Consider the following 18,113-nt stretch of genomic DNA (forward strand, 5'->3'; position numbering starts at 1 on the left):
GTCCTGCTGCTGAACGGCGAACTGGCCACTGCCGAACCGAAAAAGCTCCGCTACCGACTGCTGCACGTCGCCGCCCGCCTCACCCGAGGCGGGCGGCGCCTCCGCCTGCGGATATCGGCGACCTGGCCATGGAGAAACGAACTCGCCGACGCCTTCCATCGCCTTGCCGCGCTGCCCCGACCAGCCGGCTGACCGACAACCCCCTGCCCGCCCACGACCCGAAGGACCCTGGAGAACCCGACCACCGCGCCGGGCCTCCGCCATGCCCAAACAGCCAAATCACCTCGCCCACCCGGCGGCTGACGATCAGCGACGACTCATCACCCCAACCGAAACGGCGAGGCTAGTGCGCGTAGAACACAGCGGCGATGTGGTGGTCGCCGTGAGCCCGGTACCCGAGCGGGACTTCCGAGAAGCCGCGCTGCGAGCGCATCTTGAGGACTTGGACTGGCTGGAGTCGGTCGCCCGCGCCCATCACCGGGTGATCGAGGCATTGGCCGCCCTCACCGCCGTCCTGCCACTGCGTCTGGCGACGGTATACCTCGACGACGAGCGGGTGCGACTCATGCTCCGGGCCCGCCACGAGGCGTTTGCCGGCAGACTGACCGACCTGGCAGCGCAGGTGGAGTGGGGCGTCAAGATCTATGTCGAAGCGCCTGCGGCGATCGAGAGTCCGGAAGGCCCACCTACAAATGCGGGCCTGAGCCCCGGGCGGGCCTACCTCAGTCGGCGCAGAGCACAGCAACACGCCCGCGAAGACGCCTATCGGGACGCCGAACAGGCAGCCGAGCGGGTCGAGGCCGCCGCCCGCGCTTATGCGGTTGATCGCGTCCAGCACCGGCCACAACAAGGCGAACTCGCCCGCGGTCCGGGAGAGAACGTCATCAACGACGCCTACCTGGTGCCGCTGCAACATGCCGAAGACTTCCGCGCCGCTGTCATGCAGGCCGCAGAAGGACGCCCCGGGGTACGCGTCGAAGTCACCGGGCCGTGGGCCCCGTACTCCTTCGCCACCCTCACTGAAGCCGAACCGCTGAAGAGGGCCACGCCGTGAGGCCGGCGGGCAGGCCGGTGGCCACACCGAAGGAGCCCCTGCCGGACCGGCAGATCGCACTGATCGACCTGCTGGACCGGTTGCTCAGCGGAGGCGTGGTCCTCACCGGTGATGTCGTGCTCTCCATCGCCGACATCGACCTCGTACGCATATCGCTGCGCGCGCTGATCGTCTCCATCAGCGAACAGAATCCTTCCCCGTGGCATGCCATCTCAGCACCCATAGGAGACGACCATGGCAGGTGAGGACCGTCCGCCCGGAAGCCGCCGCGACGAAATCGCCGATGCCGCCGCCCGCGCCTTCCGCATGCTGCCCGCAGTGCCGCAGGACATCCTGCCCCGGGGCGGCGCGGAGGTGCGAAGGCCGGCCCACCGGGTCACCACCGCCCCGGACACAGTGGAACGGGACCTGATCAAACTCGTACTCACACTCGTCGAGCTGCTACGACAGCTCATGGAACGCCAGGCCCTTCAGCGGGTCGACGCAGGAGACCTCACTGAGGAACAGGAGGAGCGACTCGGAGCAACTTTGATGATTCTGCACAGTCGTATGATTGAACTCTGCTCTCGATACGACCTTTCCATGCAAGATCTCAACTTGGATCTCGGACCTCTCGGAACTCTGCTACCACCATCCGAATGACCCCAGGGAGAACGACATGGGCATCGGAAAGAAGTCCAAGAACATCGGCGAAATCGCGGAGGGGAAAACCAAGGAAACGGTCGGGAGGGCCGTGGGTAACGAAAGGCTGGAGGGAAAGGGGAGGGCCCAAAAGATGAAGGGCAAAGTGAAGCAGGCAGTGGAGAAGGGCAAGGACACCTTCAGGCACTGAAAGAAAGACATGCAGCACTGGCCCGCTGCCGCACTCCGAACAAGGGCGGTTTGGCGTCCAGCGGAGCAAGTATCGGCCCGCTGCAGTCGACGCAGCTGGCGGCGGGACAGTGCGCGCTCGGTGTACGAGGCGCTGAGCATGGCGTTTGCCTGCGCTCACTTCATGTATGTCCGGGTGGACCGGATACGCAACGGGCCGTTGAAACGAATGTGCCTGGTGAACGTCTCCGTAAGCCCCCCGCCCGTTTCCCTGAATGCCGACGGGTACGGGAAATCACACGACCGTCAGAGTCCTGCAGCCTGCCCGACACACACCTGGTAGCGGGTGCCGACCCGTACGGCGACGACCTCCAACTCGCCGAGTATGACGGGCCTGACGGTCGCACTTCCGATGCGGCTCCAGCGGCATCGAGGCTGCGTAGCCACTCGTCACGGGCGAGCACTAGAGTGCGATGCGAAGTATGTGCGCGTCTGTCCCACGTCTGAGCAACAGGCTCAGGATTCACGCCGCGCACTGGAAGGGAACAGAGCCGTGCATGGCGAGTACAAGGTGCCCGGCGGCAAGCTTGTCGTCGTAGATCTGGACGTCGAGGAAGGCGCACTGCGCAACGTGCGCGTCGCCGGGGACTTCTTCCTGGAGCCCGACGAGGCGATCCTCTCGATCAACAGGGCTCTGGAGGGTGCCCCGTCCTCAACGGACACCGCAGGCCTGGCGGCCCGGATCACGGCGGGTCTGCCGGAGTCGACCGTCATGCTCGGACTGACCGCGGAGGGCGTCGGCATCGCTGTTCGGCGAGCGCTGGCCCATGCGACCGAGTGGAGCGACTACGACTGGCAGTTGGTGCACACGGAAGCACAGGCCCCGGCCCTGCACATGGCGCTGGACGAGGTCCTCACCGCCGAGGTGGCCGCCGGGCGGCGGGCACCCACGTTGCGGGTGTGGGAATGGGCCTCGCCTGCCGTGGTCATCGGCAGCTTTCAGTCGCTGCGCAACGAGGTGGACCCCGGAGGGGCGACAAAGCACGGAATGACCGTGGTACGCCGCATTTCTGGCGGTGGGGCCATGTTCGTAGAGCCCATGAGTACCATCACGTACTCCCTGTCCGTGCCGGAGTCGCTGGTCTCCGGCCTCTCCTTCGCCGACAGCTACGCCTACCTCGACGACTGGGTGCTGGGCGCCCTCGGCGACATGGGCATCAAGGCCTGGTACCAGCCGCTCAACGACATCGCCACGGACGCCGGCAAGATCGCCGGTGCCGCCCAGAAGCGGATGGTCGGCCCTGACGGTGGTCCTGGAGCCGTGCTGCACCACGTGACCATGTCGTACGACATCGACGCCGACAAGATGCTTGAGGTGTTGCGGATCGGCAAGGAGAAGCTCTCCGACAAGGGCACCAAGAGCGCCAAGAAGCGCGTCGACCCGCTGCGCCGTCAGACGGGGCTGACGCGCGAGGCCGTCATCGAGCGGATGATCGACTCCTTCCGCACCCGGCACGGTCTCACCCGGGGCAGGGTGACGGACGAGGAGACGGCGCGGGCCGAGGAGCTCGTACGGACGAAGTTCGGCACCGAGGAGTGGACCGCTCGGGTGCCGTGAGCCGAGCCGTAGGGGCTGGGCCTCCCCCGGAGGCCTCCCCGGAAGTGTCAGGTTTCCTCCGCCGCCGGGAGTTCCTGCTCGGTCCAGATGATCTTGCCTTCGGCCGTGTAGCGGGTGCCCCAGCGGCGGGTGAGCTGGGCGACGAGGAAGAGGCCGCGGCCGCCCTCGTCCGTGGTGCGGGCGTGCCTGAGCCGGGGCGAGGTGCTGCTGGTGTCGGAGACCTCGCAGATCAGGACGGACTGGCGCAGCAGCCGCAGCCGGATCGGCCCGGTGGCGTAACGCACCGCGTTGGTGACCAGCTCGCTGACGATCAGCTCGGTCGTCATCTCCAGTTCCTCCAGGCCCCAGGTCCTCAGCAGGCGGGCGGTCCGGGCCCGGACCCCGGCGACGGCGGCCGGGTCGGCGGGGACCTCCCAGGAGGCGACGTGGTCGGCGCTCAGCTCGTGCGTGCGGGCGAGCAGCAGGGCGACGTCGTCGGGCTGGGGCACCGGGACCAGCTGATCCACGACCGCCGCGCACAGGGCGTCGAGCGGAAGACCGCGCTGGGCCAGGGCGCCTCCGAGGCGGGACATGCCGAGTTCGGCGTCGCGGTCCCGGCCCTCGATGAGTCCGTCGGTGTAGAGACCGATCAGGCTTCCCTCCGGGAGGGTGATCTCCGCCGTCTCGAACGGCATCCCGCCCAGGCCCAGCGGGGGTCCGGCGGGCAGTTCGGGGAAGCTGACGCGCCCGTCCGGGGCGACGACGACGGGCGGCGGATGGCCGGCGCGCGCCATGGTGCACTGCTGGGTGACCGGGTCGTAGACGGCGTACAGGCAGGTGGCGCCGAGCACGGAGGTGCCGTGCTCCTCGCCCTCGGGTTCCTCGTCGCTCAGGCGGATCACGAGGTCGTCGAGGTGGGCGAGGAGCTCGTCGGGCGGCAGGTCCATGTCGGCGAGGGTGTGGACCGCGGTGCGGAGCCGGCCCATGGTGGCGGCGGCGCTGATGCCGTGGCCGACGACGTCGCCGACGACGAGGGCGACCCGGGCGCCGGACAGCGGGATCACGTCGAACCAGTCGCCCCCGACCCCGTCCTTGGCGTCCGCCGGGAGGTAGGAGGAGGCCACGTCCAGGGCCATTCCGCCGGGCAGGGTGTGCGGGAGCAGACTGCGCTGGAGGGTCAGCGCCGCGGTGTGCTCGTGGGTGTAGCGGCGGGCGTTGTCCACGCACACGGCGGCCCGTGCCACCATCTCGCGGGCCGGGAGCACGTCGTCCGGTTCGAAGGGGGCGGGATTCACCGACCGGATGAAGGTGGTCAGCCCGAGCACGGTGTCCCGGGCCCGCATGGGTACGGAGATGAGGGAGTGGAGCCCGTACTCGCGGATGTTCGCGGCCCTGACGGGCTGTTCCACCGCCCACATGTGGTTGTCGGGGTCGAGGACCGGGATGAGGACGGGTTCGCCGTCGATCAGGAACCGGATGTCGTGCGGCGGGGGCACGAAGTCCACCGGATCGCCGACGCGGCGGACCGCCTCCGGGCAGCCCTCGCGCACCGAGCTCATCCCGGCACGGCGCATTCTCGGCCGGGCGGAGCCGGTGACGGCACCGGACCGGGCGAGATCCTGGCCGGACAGCCCCGCGCCCAGGGGCCACGGAGCGGGCTCATCGGGGTTGGCGACCGGCTCCAGCAGGTCGACGACGACGAAGTCGGCGAACCGCGGCACCGCGAAGTCGGCCAGTTCCTGAGCCGTACGCATCACGTCCAGGGTGGAGCCGATGCTGGCTCCGGCGTCGTTGACCAGGGCCAGGCGTTGCTGGGCGTTCCACCGGTCGGTGACGTCCAGCACCATGTAGCACAGGCCGGTGACACTGCCGTCGCTGTCGGTCAGCGGGAGGTACGAGGTGGAGTAGGCGCGCTTGCGGCGCGGATCGGCCCAGGTCCAGCCCAGGTACTCGTAGTCGATGACGGGGACCCCGGTGTCCAGCACACCGCGCATCAGCGTCTCGATGGCCTCGGTCTCCAGCCCCGGGAGCACCTCGCTCAGCCGGCGGCCCACGCGGTGCTCGCGCGGCACGCCGCTGAAGCGTTCCAGGGTGTCGTTCATCCACGTGTAGCGCAGGTTCGGGCTCAGCACCGCCATACCGATCGGCGAACCGGTCAGGAAGGCGTCCAGCACGGACTGCCCGACCGTCCACTCCGGCTTCCGTTCGCGCCCGGAGACCAGGAAGCACTCCCGGCTGTCCATGTGGAACGAGGCCGAGACACGGAGGTCCAGCTCGATCCGGCCGCCGTCGCGCCGCCGCACATCGGCGACGCCCCGCCACCCCACGCCCGCGCGGCACCGCTCGGCGATCCCGGCCACCCGGACCGGGTCCTCGGACATGGCGAGCAGGAACCCGGCGGACCGCCCGACCACGTCAGCGGCGCGGTACCCCAGCAGTTCCTGCGCGCTGTGCGTCCAGCCGACGACCGTTCCGGTGCCGGAGACCACCACGGTCGCATCGTTCACGGTGTCGTAGAAGTGCCGGGGCGTGCTGGGCGGCGAGGGCTCGGCGTCGGGCGCCGGCTGGGGACGTGCACACGCCATTCTGGCCACCACCCATCGACTCGTTGTCCATGATCCCGCCTCCCGCGCCGGGGTGCGAGCGACCGGGGGCGGGCGTGGACGTGCGCGGGCGGTCAGCGCCCGTCGGCCGGAGGGGACGGGACGGGCGGGGCCGGGGGCCGGTGCTCGTACCAGCGCCGGTCGGCCTCCAGCTGGGCGGCGAGGGAGATCAGCAGTTCCTCGCTGCGGGACGGGCCGAGCAGCTGCGCCCCGACGGGCAGCCCGCCGGCGGTGAACCCGGCCGGTACGTTGATGCCGGGCCAGCCCAGTACGTTCCAGGGCCAGGCGTACGGGCAGGCCTCGGTCATCGCCAGATCGGTGCGCCAGGCGCTCAGCCCGTCGAACCGGCCGATCGGGGGCGGTGGCAGGGCGGTCGTCGGGGTGAGCAGTACGTCGTATCCGGCGCCGCCCCGGGACGTGTGGAAGAACGCGCCGATCCTGCGGTGCTGGCGCACCTCGCGCTCCCTGGCCGCCCGTACCACCCGGCCGCCGAGCCGGGTGCCGGTGCGCAGAGCGCTGCGGGTGCGCGGGTCGAGGAGGGCGGGGTCGGGGTGGCGGGCGGCGAGTTCGGCGATCCCGGCGGTGGCGCGGGGCACGAAGCCGAGGCCGATCAGCCCGTACCGGGGTCTGGCCTCCTCGACGTCGTGGCCCAGGCGGGCGAGGGCCTCGGCCAGGGCGAGGACGGCCCGGCGCACGTCGGGGTGGGGTGCGGAGCCGGTGAGGGTGAGCGGGGGACGCCAGGCGAGGGCGATGCGGAGCCGGCCGGGGTCGCGGCGGGCGGCGGCCGCGGCGGCGGCGACGGGGGGCGGCCGGTGCGGGTCTTCGGGGTGGGACCCGGCGACCGCGTCGAGCAGCAGCGCGGCGTCGGCGACGGTCCTGGCGAGGGGCCCATTGACGGTCAGGCCCTGGAAGGCGTCGATGTGCGGGTGGCCGGAGATCCGGCCGCGCTGGGGCTTGATGCCGACGAGATGGGTCCAGGCCGCCGGGATGCGGACGGACCCGGCGCCGTCCGAGCCGAGCGCGGCGGGCACGAGTCCGGCCGCGACGGCCGCCGCGGAGCCGCCGGACGAGCCGCCGGGGGTGTGGCCTGTGTGCCACGGGTTGCGGGTGGCGCCGAAGGCGGGGCCCTCGGTGAACGGCCACTGGCCGAGTTCGCAGGAGTTGGTCTTCCCGACGATCACGGCCCCGGCCGCCCGCAGTCGGCGTACGGCCTCGCTGTCCGCGGTCGCGGCGGGCAGTTCGCCGTCGCAGCCGAAGTAGGTCGGCATCCCGAGGACGTCCGTGTCGTCCTTGACGGCGACCGGCACCCCGAGCAGCGGCAGCCGCTCCCCCGCCGCGAGCCGGCGATCGGCCTCGGCGGCCTCGGCGAGCGCGGCCTCCGCGCGCAGGTGCCGGAAAGCGTTGAGGGTGCCCTGGCTCGCTTCGATGCGGCCCAGCGCGGCGGACACCTGCTCGACCGAGGTGGTGCGGCCCTCGGTCAGCTCCCGTGCGCTGTCGGCCAGTCCCGCGGGCCCGGCCGGTCCGGTGGTTTCCACGGCTTCCGTTGAGGACATGGGCCGACCGCCTTCCTCGTATCGGCACAGGCGCGCAACGCGTCTGTGTGCCCGCAGCATCTGTGTGCCTGAAGCATCTGTCTGCCCGAACGAACTTACCGGAGGGTAACGAGTAGTGAGCGGTCCGCTCAACCGTTCGGTGGAATGTGGCCGGGCATCGCTCCGGGGAGTGTCAGTGCCGCTTGCTACGTTCCCCGGTGGAAACGGGCGGCGAATGCACTGCTGGAGGGGTACGTGGAAGCGGAGTTCGAGGGCGATTTCGAGACGCACCTGACGGTGCGGTTCGATCCCCGCGCCGACGAGGCGGAGGAGGGCGCCCGGCTGGCGCGCTGGGCGGAGCGGCACGGCCTGAAGCTCACCCGTATCGTCCTGGACCGCGGTGCCGTGCCGGACCAGCCCATGCTGACCGAGCAGGGCCGCGGTTCGCTCTCCCGGCAGCGGGCCGCCGCGGAGCTCCGGGCGGACGCGCTGCGCGCGGCGGGCTTCCCCGTCGTACGCGTGAAGATCGAGGCCGCCCCGTGGAACGAGGACATACCCCGGACGGCCGACGAGGCCGCCGCGCTGTCCCCCGACTGCCACTTCGAGCACCACGTGAAACTACTGCTCTCCGGCGAACGGGACCTCGCCGCCGCGCGGGCCGCGGCCGAGCGGCACAGCGCGCACCTGTCGCACAACGCCCGCCGCACCGACGGGCGGGGCCGCCACGAGCGGTTCGTCACCCAGCGCTGCCGTGCGATCGGCCGGTCCGGGGCGCGGACCCGGCTCGACGCGCTGCTGCGCGCGCTGGACGATGCCGGGCTCGAAGTGCTGGAGACCGAGGAGGAGTTCGTGGTGCACGACGACCATCCGGCGGTGGACGCGGGCTGGATCGTCGAGCAGGCCGGGGCGGCGCTGTGAGCACGGGCGACCGCCCCGTTCCCGGGGAACCGACGTTCGACGACCCGGCGCTCGCTCCGCGCTGGCGGGCCGCCCGGCGCAGCGTCCAGGACCATCTGCTGTCCGTGATAGCCGGGTCGCCGTGGGGTGACCAGCTGGTTCTGCGCGGCAGCCTCCCGCTCCAGGCGTGGGTGGGCGCGGCGGCACGGGAGCCGGGCGATCTGGACTGGATCGTGTACGGCCCGACGACGGATGAATTCGTCGACCGCCTCGATCCCTACCCGTATGTCGACGGGATCGAGGCGGTCCCGCACTGGCCGGAGGCCGCGCACGGCGCGGCCGCTCCCGAGCTGTGGACGGACGAGGAGAGCCACGAGACCGCCGGTGCCCGGCCCGTGCTCGCACCCGAGGGGCTGCGCTGGGTCGAGATCGAGGACCCCGACGACATCGATCCGCCCGCCTCCCCCACCGAGGAGGTCGTCGCCGCCCTGACGGCCGGGCCGCGGCCGCCCGAGGGGATACGCATCGATCCGGGCCGGGTGACGTCGGACGGCGTGTGGATGTACCGGGAGTACGAGACGCCCGGCGTGCGGGTCGTCGTGCCCTGGCAGGCCGACGGGCTGCCGCCGGGCGAGCTGCGGATGGACTTCGCCCAGGACGAGCGGCTGCCGCGGGCACCGGTGTGGACGGCCTGCCCCCGCGGGGACGGCGGACCGCCGACGCCGGTCCGCACCGCGGACCCGGGGCTCTCGCTCGCCTGGAAGCTGCTGTGGCTCGCCGAGGACCAGGAGGCGGAGGGCCGGTCGGGGGCGAAGGACCTGTACGACGCGGTGCTGCTCGCGGAGTACGACCGGACGCGGCTCCCGCCGCGTCTGCTGCACACCGTGCTCGGCCCGCACGCGGAGGGCTTCACACCGCGGGCGGTGCTGGACTGGCTGGTGGACTGGTCCGCGTTCCACGCCGCGCACCCGTGGGTGGACGGCGGTCCGGACCGGTTGCGGGAGAGGCTGGCCACCGCGCTGCCACGGCTGCTGGAGCGGAGCGCCCCGTAGCCAGGGCAGCCGGACCGGACGACCGGGCCGGCCACCGGGTCACGGCGGCCGGTCCGGCAGGGCGTGGGCGCGCCCTACGGCTGGACGCTGATCTCGCCGATCCCGGTGCCGAGGGCGGAGCAGTGCGCGGTGGACTGACCGGACTGCCCGGGGGCGAGCGTGACGTGCTCGCCGTCCACGTCCGGGGACCAGCCGCAGACCAGATGCACCCAGAAGGTCTGCGTCGTGCTGCCGTTGTTGCGGCACAGCGCGAAGCCCGTGTAGTCGTCGATCTCGTGCTTTCCGGTGTCGCAGGACAGGCCGGGCGGCGTCGCCACGGCCGTCGCGGCGGTGGCGAGGATCGCGGGAACGGCGAGCGCGGCGGCCGTCCCCGCCACTACGGCGCCCCGGAGCACGGCCCTGGAAACACTCCCCATCGACAGTTTCATGTCTCCCTGTTCCTCCTCGCTGGTGATGAACTCGGTGCGCCGACAACCGTCCCCCACCGCCCGTAACCCAAAACGAGGCAAAACATCACAGTGTGTATGTGCTGTGGTGGTGTTCTCCGCCGCGCGACCGGTGCGCCCCCGGCGTACGCTCGGAGGAATCCGATGGTGTGTGAACGGCAAGAATCGGATGGCACCTGAACAGGCCCGACGGGTTTCGCGCCCGGCGGGTTCTACGAGGGAGGCGACGTGACCGGTCGACACAGCGGCACCCGCCGGGTCGCCTGGACGGCGGTCGTCGTGCTGGGACTCACCGGCGGCAGCGTCCTGGGCGGCGGTGCGGCCCGGGCGGACGACGGCAACGGCATCGAGAAACTCACCGCACAGCAGATCGCGGACCGTTCACGTGACGCCCTTATGAGCGCCCGTTCCCTGCATCTCAGCATGCGCGGAGACCTCGGCGTCGACCGGCCGTCGATGACTCTGGAGCTCACCCTGGACCGGGACGGGAACTGCAACGGATCGGTGGATCTCGGCCACAGCCAGGGCTCGGTCCGGATCGTGAAGCGTGGCGACGAGGTCTGGGTCAAGCCGGACGCGAACTTCTGGAAGAACCAGGTCCCGAGCGGTGGTTCGGCCTTCGCCGCGATCCTCAATGGTCGATACATGAAGGGATCGGCCTCCGACCCGCGACTGCTCGGCATAGCGAACGGCTGCGATCTGGACACCTTCCAGAAGCTCGTCAGCGACAACGCGAACAACGACCGGGGGACGCTGAACAAGGGCAGGAAGACCACCCTCGACGGGGCTCCGGTGGTGCCACTGACCAGGATGCGCGACGGGCAGACGCTGATGATGTATGTCGCCGCCACGGGCAAGCCGTACCCCGTGAGGATCACGGCTCAGGGCGACGGGGCGGACGCGGTCGTGGGCTTCTCGGCCTTCGACAAGCCGGTGCCCACGACCACGCCGCCGCCGGATCAGACGTACGACATCAGTGCTCTGCTGGGCCGTACGTCCGCGCCGGTGTGACACCGGACCGTCCGCTGAGCACCACGTACAGCAGCAGCGACGAGGCCAGCCCGACCGCCCAGCCGTAGTCCGCGAGCGGTTTGAGGAACGGGATCAGACCGCCGGCCGGGAACGGGCCCTCCCCGGGGGCGGAGTGGGAGCCCCCGATCGCGAGGACCCCGCCGGCGGCGAACGCGACGACGGCTCGCCGGTTCCAGCCGTTCGTGTACCAGTAGCGGCCGCCGGGGCGGTAGAGGTCGGCCAGGTCGAGCACGGTGCGGCGGACGATCCAGTAGTCGGCGATCAGGATGCCCGCGACCGTGCCGAGCAGTCCGCCGACCAGCCCGAGCCAGGTGAAGATGTACAGCTCGGGGGTCTCGGTGAGCTTCCACGGCATGATCAGGACGCCGACGACGCCCGTGATCAGGGCGCCCGTACGGAAGTTGATGAACCGGGGCGCGAGGTTCGCCAGGTCGTACGCGGGTGACACGACGTTCGCCGCGATGTTCACGGAGATGGTCGCGACCAGCACCGTCACCAGGGCGAAGAGCAGCCCGAAGACGCTGTCGGTCCTCGCCACGAGCTGGACCGGGTCCCAGATCGCCTCGCCGTACACGGCCTGCGAGCCGGAGGTGACCAGGACCGACAGCAGGGCGAAGAGGGTCATGGTGGTGGGCAGGCCGAGTATCTGACCCCGGATCTGGGCGCGTTGGCCGGCCCCGAAGCGGGTGAAGTCGGGGATGTTCAGCGAGAGCGTGGCCCAGAACGCGATCATGCCCATCAGCGAGGGGAAGAAGACCGGCCAGAACTCCTTGCCCCAGCCGAGCTCAGAGGGCTGGTCGAGCAGCGGGCCGAAGCCGCCCGCCTTGACGGCGATCCAGACCAGCAGCACGACGGCGCCGACGATGACGAACGGCGCCGCCCAGTTCTCGAACCGTCGCAGCGCGTCCATCCCCCGGTAGATGATGGCGAGTTCGAGCGCCCAGAAGAGGATGAAGCAGAGCCAGAGCGTCCACGGCTGCCCGCCGATCTCGGACGCCTTCGCCCAGCCGCCGAAGATCTTCCCCAGCAGGGTGAAGATGCCGACGCCGCCGATCCACGTCTGGATGCCGAACCAGGCGCAGGCCACCGCGGCCCGGATCAGCGCGGGCAGGTTGGCGCCGCGCAGCCCGAAGGAGGCGCGGGCCAGCACCGGGAAGGGAATGCCGTACTTGGGTCCGGCGTGACCGGTGAGCAGCATGGGCCCGAGCACGATGAGGTTGGCCAGCGCGATGGTGAACACGGCCTGTTTCCAGTCCATGCCGAGGGCCACCAGGCCGGAGGCGAGCAGCCAGGACGGGATGTTGTGGGCCATGCCCACCCAGAGCGCGGCGAAGTTGTATGTCGTCCAGCGGCGCCGTTCCAGCGGGACGGGCAACAGGTCCTCGTTGACGAACCGGTTGTCGGTGGGAACGGCGCCGGGGGCGAGTTCGATGCGCCCCGAGGGGTCGGATATCGGGTCCTGCGGTGGGATCGGTGGGACGGTCGAGGTCATGGCGGCTGGACCCTTCGCTCGGGAACGGTGCCGTGCGGGGCGGGGCGCGGGGGTACGGCGGTGCGGGGACGGGGGTGCGGGGACGGGGGTGCGGGGACGGGGGTGCGGACAACCCTGCGGGGAGGGGACGGGTCAGTCCGACAGAGCGGGGATGATCTGCGCGCCGTAGGCGTCGATCGTCGCCTCCCGCGCGTCGTGCATGTTGTATACGGCGAACTGGTCGACGCCCAGGTCGCGCAGGGCCCGCAGCTTCTCGATGTGCGCCTCGGCGGGGCCCAGCAGGCAGAACCGGTCGACGATCTCGTCCGGCACGAAGTTCGTGTCGGGGTTCCCGGCCCGGCCGTGGTGGCTGTAGTCGTAGCCCTGCCGGTCCTTGATGTAGGCGGTCAGGGCCTCGGGGACGAGCCCGGAGTGCGCGCCGTACCGGGAGACGAGGTCCGCGACGTGGTTGCCGACCATGCCGCCGAACCAACGGCACTGCTCGCGGGCGTGGTCGAGGTCGTCGCCCACATAGGCGGGGGCGGCGACGCAGATCGTCACGGAGTCCGGGTCGCGGCCCGCCTCCGTCGCCGCGTCCCGTACCGCCTTGATCATCCACTCGGTGAGGAACGGGTCGGCGAGCTGGAGGATGAAGCCGTCGGCCTTCTGCCCGGCGAGGGCGAGCGCCTTCGGGCCGTACGCGCCCATCCAGACGGGCAGTCTGCCGTCCTTCACCCAGGGGATCTGGACCGGCTGCCCGTCGACGGTCGTCTCGCGTCCCTCGGCGAGGTCGCGGATGACGTCGATGGCCTCGCCGAGCCGGGCCAGGGTGTTGGGTTTGCGTCCTGCGACGCGCATCGCCGAGTCGCCCCGTCCGATGCCGCAGACGGTGCGGTTGCCGTACATGTCGTTGAGGGTGGCGAAGGTGGAGGCGGTCACCTCCCAGGTGCGGGTGCCCGGGTTGGTGACCATGGGGCCGACAATGAGGTGTTCGGTGTGTTCGAGGATCTGGCTGTAGATGACGAACGGTTCCTGCCAGAGCACCGTCGAGTCGAAGGTCCAGCCGTAGCGGAAGCCGTTGCGTTCGGCGCGGCGCATCAGGCCGACGACGGCCGAGGCGGGCGGGTCGGTCTGGAGGACGAGTCCGAAGTCCATGACGGGTGCTCCTAGTCGAGGTACTGACAGGTGGCGCGCGGGGTGTAGCTGCCGTGTCCGGCCCGGCCGGTGAACTTCCTCTCGTCGATGACGACCTCGCCGCGCGAGAGGACCGTTTCGACCTGGCCGGTGATCCGTTTTCCCTCGTACGCCGAGTAGTCGACGTTCATGTGATGGGTCTCGGCGGAGATGGTCTGTTCGGCCGCCGGGTCGTAGATGACGACATCGGCGTCGGCGCCCGGGGCGATGGTGCCCTTCTTCGGGTACAGGCCGAACATCCGGGCCGGGGATGCGCAGGCGATCTCGATCCAGCGGCGGCGCGAGATGTGGCCGTCCACGACCGCTTGGTGGAGGAGGTCCATCCGGTTCTCCACACCCGGCATTCCGTTGGGGATCTTGGAGAAGTCGCCCCGGCCCATCTCCTTCTGGCCGAAGAAGCAGAAGGGGCAGTGGTCGGTGGAGACGACCTGGAGTTCGTTGTTCCTGAGCCCCCGCCAGAGCGCTTCCTGGTGTTCCCTGGGCCGCAGCGGGGTGGAGCAGACGTACTTGGCGCCTTCGAAGTCCGGCTCGGCGAGGTTGTCGGTGGAGAGGAAGAGGTACTGCGGGCAGGTCTCGCCGAAGACCGGAAGTCCCTTGTGGCGGGCGGCGGCGACCTCGGCGACGGCCTCGTCCGCGGAGACGTGCACGACATACAGCGGGGAGCCGGCGACGCGGGCGAGCTGGATGGCACGGTGGGTGGCCTCGGCCTCCAGCGCCACCTTGCGCACGTCTCCGTGGTAGCGGGGGTCGGTGCGGCCCTCGGCGAGGGCCTGTTCGACGAGTACGTCGATGGCGATGCCGTTCTCCGCGTGCATCATGATCAGGCCGCCGTTGTGGGAGGCCCGTTGCATGGCGCGCAGGATCTGGCCGTCGTCGCTGTAGAAGACACCGGGATAGGCCATGAACAATTTGAAGGAGGTCACGCCCTCCGACACCAGCAGGTCCATCTCCTTGAGCGTGGACTCGTTCACATCGGAGAGGATCATGTGGAAGGCGTAGTCGATGGCGCATTTGCCGTCGGCCTTCGCGTACCAGGCGTCGAGCCCCTCGCGGACCGCGTGGCCGACGGACTGGATGGCGAAGTCGACGATCGTGGTCGTGCCGCCCCAGGCGGCCGCCCGGGTGCCGGTCTCGAAGGTGTCGGCGGCGTAGGTGCCGCCGAACGGCATCTCCATGTGGGTATGCGCGTCGACGCCGCCCGGGATGACGTATTTGCCGGTGGCGTCGATCCTCCGGTCTGCGCTCCAGCTCTCGGCCGCGTCGGTGCCGTGCGCCGCGAGGGCCACGATGCGGCCGCCCTCGATGAGTACGTCGGCATGGATTTCGTCGGACGCGGTGATGACGAGACCACCGTGGATGACGGTGCGGCTCATGTACCCCTCCTCACTGTGGCGGAATGGGTCTACGCACGTAGACAAGGTGCGTGATGAAGAACGTAGAAGTGGGTTACCCACTGTGGCAATACCGCTGCCGCTAACCGCTGAAGACGTTTCTGTTTCATCCGCCCGGCACTCCACCGGCCCACAGCCGCGACGACGACCGGCGCGGCGACCGCCATTCAGTAACGAAACGATTACGGGTCTGGTCCAAATGTTCGCTGCGCCCCGCGCTGCACACCCCCGTCGACGAGACCGGGCTCCCGGCCGACGCCGAGGGGTGGACGAGCACCGCACCCGAGGGCTGGTCCATCGACAACTCGAAGATGCCGGCCGGCGGCGTCACCGAGTGGCGCGGCTGGTCCTTCGCCACCGGCGAGTTCTGGACCGACGCCGAGCGCGGCCAGGGCCGCGAGACCGACGTCCGCGCCCGCAATGTGTTCGCGGTCGCCGACTCCGACGAGTGGGACGACAAGGCGCACGGCGCCGGGCAGCTCGACTCCACCCTGGTCAGCCCCGCCTACCGGCTGAACGGCGCGGCCGGGGCGACCGTCTCGTACGCGACGAACTACCGGGTGGACGGCCCGCAGACCGGCGATGTGTACGTCTCGTACGACGGCTGCACCCCGCAGGTCGCTACGGCGAGCTCGACCCGGTTCACGGCCTGGAGCTGACCCGCCCCACCGGCCACCGGGGCTGACCGGTGGGCCGGGCCCCGTACCCACCGGCCGGAGCCCGGCCCACCGCTCGACCCACCGGCCTCGGCCGGCCTGCCTCAGCCGACCGACCGGAGAGCCTCGGCCAGGATCTCCGCGCCCTCCTCCGCCTCCGGGATGGTCAGCGAGAGCGGTGGTGCGATCCGCAGCACGCTGGTGTTGTGGCCGCCGCCCTTGCCGATGAGCAGACCGCCCTCGCGGGCCGCTTCGAGCACGGTCGCGGCCGCCTCCGGGTTCGCCTCGTCGGTGCCGGGCTTCACCAGCTCGATGCCGATCATCAGGCCCCGGCCGCGCACTTCGCGTACGCACTCGGAACCCGCGCCGATCGCCCGCAGCCGCTCGATCAGCAGACCGCCGACGCGCCGGGCGTTGCCCTGCAGATCGTGTTCGAGGAGGTAGGAGAGGTTGGCGAGACCGGCCGCCATGGTGACCGGGGAACCGCCGAAGGTCGAAATGGAGTTGGCGTCCAGGCAGTTCATGACCTCGGCACGGGCCACGACACCGCCGATCGACATGCCGTTGCCGATGCCCTTGGCGAAGGTGAGGATGTCCGGCGGGCCGTTCCGCCCGTGCGCCTGCCAGCCCCAGAAGTGTTCGCCGGTGCGGCCCCAGCCGGTCTGCACCTCGTCGGAGATCCACAGGACGCCGTGCCGGTCCAGGACCCGGCGGAACGCCGCGTAGAGGCCGTCGGGCGGTGAGGTGAACCCCCCGACGCCCTGGATGGGTTCGGCGATCAGGGCGGCCGGTGTCCGGGTGTGCCCGAGCAGGTCCTCCAGGTCGGCGACACACGCCTCGATGAACTCCGCGTCGCCGAGGTGCGCGTAGGGCCCCCGGGTGCGCACCCCGCCGTGCACGTACAGCGTCTGCAGCGGCGACAGATTGGTCGGCGACCAGGCGTTGTTGCCGGTGATGGAGACCGCGGAGAACGATCTTCCGTGGTAGCTGTTGCGCATCGCGAGGATCTGGTTCGACCCGCGGTACGCGGTGGCGAGCAGCAGCGCCGTGTCGTTGGCCTCGGTGCCGGAGGTGGTGAAGAAGACCCGGGCGTCCGGGATGCCGGAGAGCGTGGCGACGCGTTCGGCCAGCTCGACCATCGGCCGGTTGAGATAGAGCGTGGAGCTGTGGATGATCCGGCCGGCCTGCTCGCTGACCGCCTTGGTCACCTCGGGCAGGGCGTGGGCGGTCATGGTGGTGAGGATGCCGCCGAAGAAGTCGAGGTAGCGCCTGCCGTCGGCGTCCCAGACGTGCCGGCCCTCGCCGTGGGTGAGCTCCAGCGGGCGCTTGTAGTAGAGCGCCAGCCAGTCGGGGCTGACGGCGAGGTGGCGATCGTGCAGGCTGCTCACGGCTCCACCAGTCCTTCGTACGCGTCGGGGCGGCGGTCCCGGTAGAACGCCCATTGCTGCCTGACCTCGTCGATGAGCCCGAAGTCGAGGTCGCGGACGAGGAGTTCCTCCTCCTTGTCGCTGGCGACCTCACCGACGAACTGACCGCGCGGGTCGACGAAGTAGCTGGTTCCGTAGAAGTCGTTGTCGCCGTACTCCTCCTGGCCGACGCGGTTGATCGCGGCGACGAAGTACTCGTTGGCGACGGCGGACGCGGGCTGCTCCAGCTGCCAGAGGTAGCCGGAGAGGCCGCGCGAGGTGGCGGACGGGTTGTACACCAACTGGGCGCCATTGAGGCCGAGTTGACGCCACCCCTCGGGGAAGTGCCGGTCGTAGCAGATATAGACACCGACCTTGCCGACGGCGGTGTCGAAGACCGGCCAGCCGACGTTTCCGGGCTTGAAGTAGTACTTCTCCCAGAACCCCTTGACCTGCGGGATGTGGTGCTTGCGGTACTTGCCGAGATAGGAGCCGTCGGCGTCGATCACGGCGGCGGTGTTGTAGTAGAAGCCGGACTGCTCGACCTCGAAGACCGGCACGACGATCACCATGCCGGTCTCGCGGGCGAGTTCCTGCATCCGGCGGACGGTCGGCCCGTCCGGGACGGCCTCGGCCCAGCGGTAGTGCTCGGGTTCCTGCACCTGGCAGAAGTAGGGGGCGTTGAACACCTCCTGGAAACCGATGATCTTCGCGCCCTGACGGGCGGCCTCGCGCGCATGCTCCTCATGCTTGGCGATCATGGATTCGGTGTCGCCGGTCCAGGTCGCCTGGACGAGTGCGGCGCGAACGACTGGGGACATGAGCTGCTCCTTCGACGCGGCGTCAGAGAGCCTCAACGCGTTTCTACGCCCGTAGACACGTGCGTAGAGGAGAACGTAAGCCCCGTCACACAGCGGGGCAAGACCATCGCCGTGAACCGGCGGAGTCGATCATGTTTCACACCCGTGCGGT

The 18,113-nt window shown here is 70.4% G+C and carries 18 protein-coding genes; 10 read left to right on the forward strand and 8 right to left on the reverse strand.

Features of this window, described 5'->3' with window-relative positions:
* From BT364_RS17170 to BT364_RS17195, 6 genes are all read left to right on the forward strand, one after another.
* A partial coding sequence (locus BT364_RS17170) for a transposase (protein ID WP_177328152.1) occupies window positions 1–192 on the forward strand: 192 nt, incomplete at its 5' end.
* 70 nt (window positions 193–262) lie between these two features.
* Window positions 263–1,054, forward strand: a complete 792-nt coding sequence (locus BT364_RS17175; protein WP_079179502.1) for a GvpL/GvpF family gas vesicle protein — start codon at window positions 263–265, stop codon at window positions 1,052–1,054.
* 17 nt (window positions 1,055–1,071) lie between these two features.
* Window positions 1,072–1,299 (forward strand): gas vesicle protein, encoded by a 228-nt coding sequence (locus BT364_RS17180; RefSeq protein ID WP_371268600.1) that lies wholly within the window; start codon window positions 1,072–1,074, stop codon window positions 1,297–1,299.
* Entirely contained in the window at window positions 1,289–1,696 is a 408-nt protein-coding gene (locus BT364_RS17185) for a gas vesicle protein K (protein WP_072486059.1), read from the forward strand. Before BT364_RS17180 ends, BT364_RS17185 begins: the two co-directional genes overlap by 11 nt.
* A 16-nt stretch (window positions 1,697–1,712) precedes the next feature.
* Window positions 1,713–1,886: a CsbD family protein gene (locus BT364_RS17190; RefSeq protein WP_072486060.1), complete on the forward strand. Its 174-nt coding sequence runs from the start codon at window positions 1,713–1,715 to the stop codon at window positions 1,884–1,886.
* Window positions 1,887–2,417: 531 nt separating this feature from the next.
* Entirely contained in the window at window positions 2,418–3,482 is a 1,065-nt protein-coding gene (locus BT364_RS17195) for a lipoate-protein ligase LplAB (protein WP_072486061.1), read from the forward strand.
* A 47-nt stretch (window positions 3,483–3,529) separates the two neighbouring features.
* Here BT364_RS17195 and BT364_RS17200 read toward each other — a convergent pair whose 3' ends face one another.
* Both BT364_RS17200 and BT364_RS17205 read right to left on the reverse strand, forming a co-directional pair.
* Complete coding sequence (locus BT364_RS17200; protein ID WP_072486062.1) at window positions 3,530–6,046, reverse strand: SpoIIE family protein phosphatase; 2,517 nt, start codon at window positions 6,044–6,046, stop codon at window positions 3,530–3,532.
* Window positions 6,047–6,138: 92 nt separating this feature from the next.
* Entirely contained in the window at window positions 6,139–7,617 is a 1,479-nt protein-coding gene (locus tag BT364_RS17205; protein ID WP_072486063.1) for an amidase, read from the reverse strand.
* A gap of 234 nt (window positions 7,618–7,851) precedes the next feature.
* On the opposite strand from BT364_RS17205, the gene BT364_RS17210 reads away from it, so the two are divergent.
* Window positions 7,852–8,514, forward strand: coding sequence for a hypothetical protein (locus tag BT364_RS17210; protein ID WP_079179503.1), 663 nt, complete (start codon window positions 7,852–7,854; stop codon window positions 8,512–8,514).
* Window positions 8,511–9,545: a nucleotidyl transferase AbiEii/AbiGii toxin family protein gene (locus BT364_RS17215; protein WP_072486064.1), complete on the forward strand. Its 1,035-nt coding sequence runs from the start codon at window positions 8,511–8,513 to the stop codon at window positions 9,543–9,545. The genes BT364_RS17210 and BT364_RS17215 overlap by 4 nt, the downstream gene beginning before the upstream one ends.
* A 74-nt stretch (window positions 9,546–9,619) precedes the next feature.
* Here BT364_RS17215 and BT364_RS17220 read toward each other — a convergent pair whose 3' ends face one another.
* The gene (locus BT364_RS17220) at window positions 9,620–9,973 is read right to left on the reverse strand and encodes a hypothetical protein (protein WP_072486065.1); all 354 of its coding nucleotides are present in this window, start codon (window positions 9,971–9,973) and stop codon (window positions 9,620–9,622) included.
* Between the two features lie 246 nt (window positions 9,974–10,219).
* Here BT364_RS17220 and BT364_RS17225 point away from each other — a divergent pair, with 246 nt between their 5' ends.
* Window positions 10,220–11,002, forward strand: a complete 783-nt coding sequence (locus BT364_RS17225; RefSeq protein WP_072486066.1) for a hypothetical protein — start codon at window positions 10,220–10,222, stop codon at window positions 11,000–11,002.
* On the opposite strand, the gene BT364_RS17230 is transcribed toward BT364_RS17225, so the two are convergent.
* The 3 genes from BT364_RS17230 to hydA all read right to left on the reverse strand — a co-directional run bounded on the left by BT364_RS17230 (window position 10,965) and on the right by hydA (window position 15,061).
* Window positions 10,965–12,515 carry an NCS1 family nucleobase:cation symporter-1 gene (locus BT364_RS17230; RefSeq protein WP_072486067.1) on the reverse strand — a complete coding sequence of 517 codons (1,551 nt, stop codon included), beginning with the start codon at window positions 12,513–12,515 and terminating at the stop codon, window positions 10,965–10,967. The genes BT364_RS17225 and BT364_RS17230 overlap by 38 nt on opposite strands.
* Before the next feature lie 132 nt (window positions 12,516–12,647).
* Window positions 12,648–13,649, reverse strand: a complete 1,002-nt coding sequence (locus tag BT364_RS17235) for a TIGR03842 family LLM class F420-dependent oxidoreductase (RefSeq protein ID WP_072486068.1) — start codon at window positions 13,647–13,649, stop codon at window positions 12,648–12,650.
* An 11-nt stretch (window positions 13,650–13,660) separates the two neighbouring features.
* Window positions 13,661–15,061, reverse strand: coding sequence for a dihydropyrimidinase (gene hydA, locus BT364_RS17240; RefSeq protein ID WP_072486069.1), 1,401 nt, complete (start codon window positions 15,059–15,061; stop codon window positions 13,661–13,663).
* Between the two features lie 329 nt (window positions 15,062–15,390).
* Here hydA and BT364_RS17245 point away from each other — a divergent pair, with 329 nt between their 5' ends.
* Entirely contained in the window at window positions 15,391–15,738 is a 348-nt protein-coding gene (locus tag BT364_RS17245) for a hypothetical protein (RefSeq protein WP_177328153.1), read from the forward strand.
* 101 nt (window positions 15,739–15,839) lie between these two features.
* Here the strand turns inward: BT364_RS17245 and BT364_RS17250 are convergent, their stop codons facing one another.
* Both BT364_RS17250 and BT364_RS17255 read right to left on the reverse strand, forming a co-directional pair.
* Window positions 15,840–17,123, reverse strand: coding sequence for an aspartate aminotransferase family protein (locus BT364_RS17250; RefSeq protein ID WP_072486070.1), 1,284 nt, complete (start codon window positions 17,121–17,123; stop codon window positions 15,840–15,842).
* Window positions 17,120–17,962, reverse strand: a complete 843-nt coding sequence (locus tag BT364_RS17255; RefSeq protein WP_072486071.1) for a nitrilase-related carbon-nitrogen hydrolase — start codon at window positions 17,960–17,962, stop codon at window positions 17,120–17,122. The genes BT364_RS17250 and BT364_RS17255 overlap by 4 nt, the downstream gene beginning before the upstream one ends.
* Between the last annotated feature and the right edge of the window lie 151 nt (window positions 17,963–18,113).

This window comes from Streptomyces atratus (assembly GCF_900119365.1).
GTDB lineage: Bacteria > Actinomycetota > Actinomycetes > Streptomycetales > Streptomycetaceae > Streptomyces > Streptomyces atratus_B.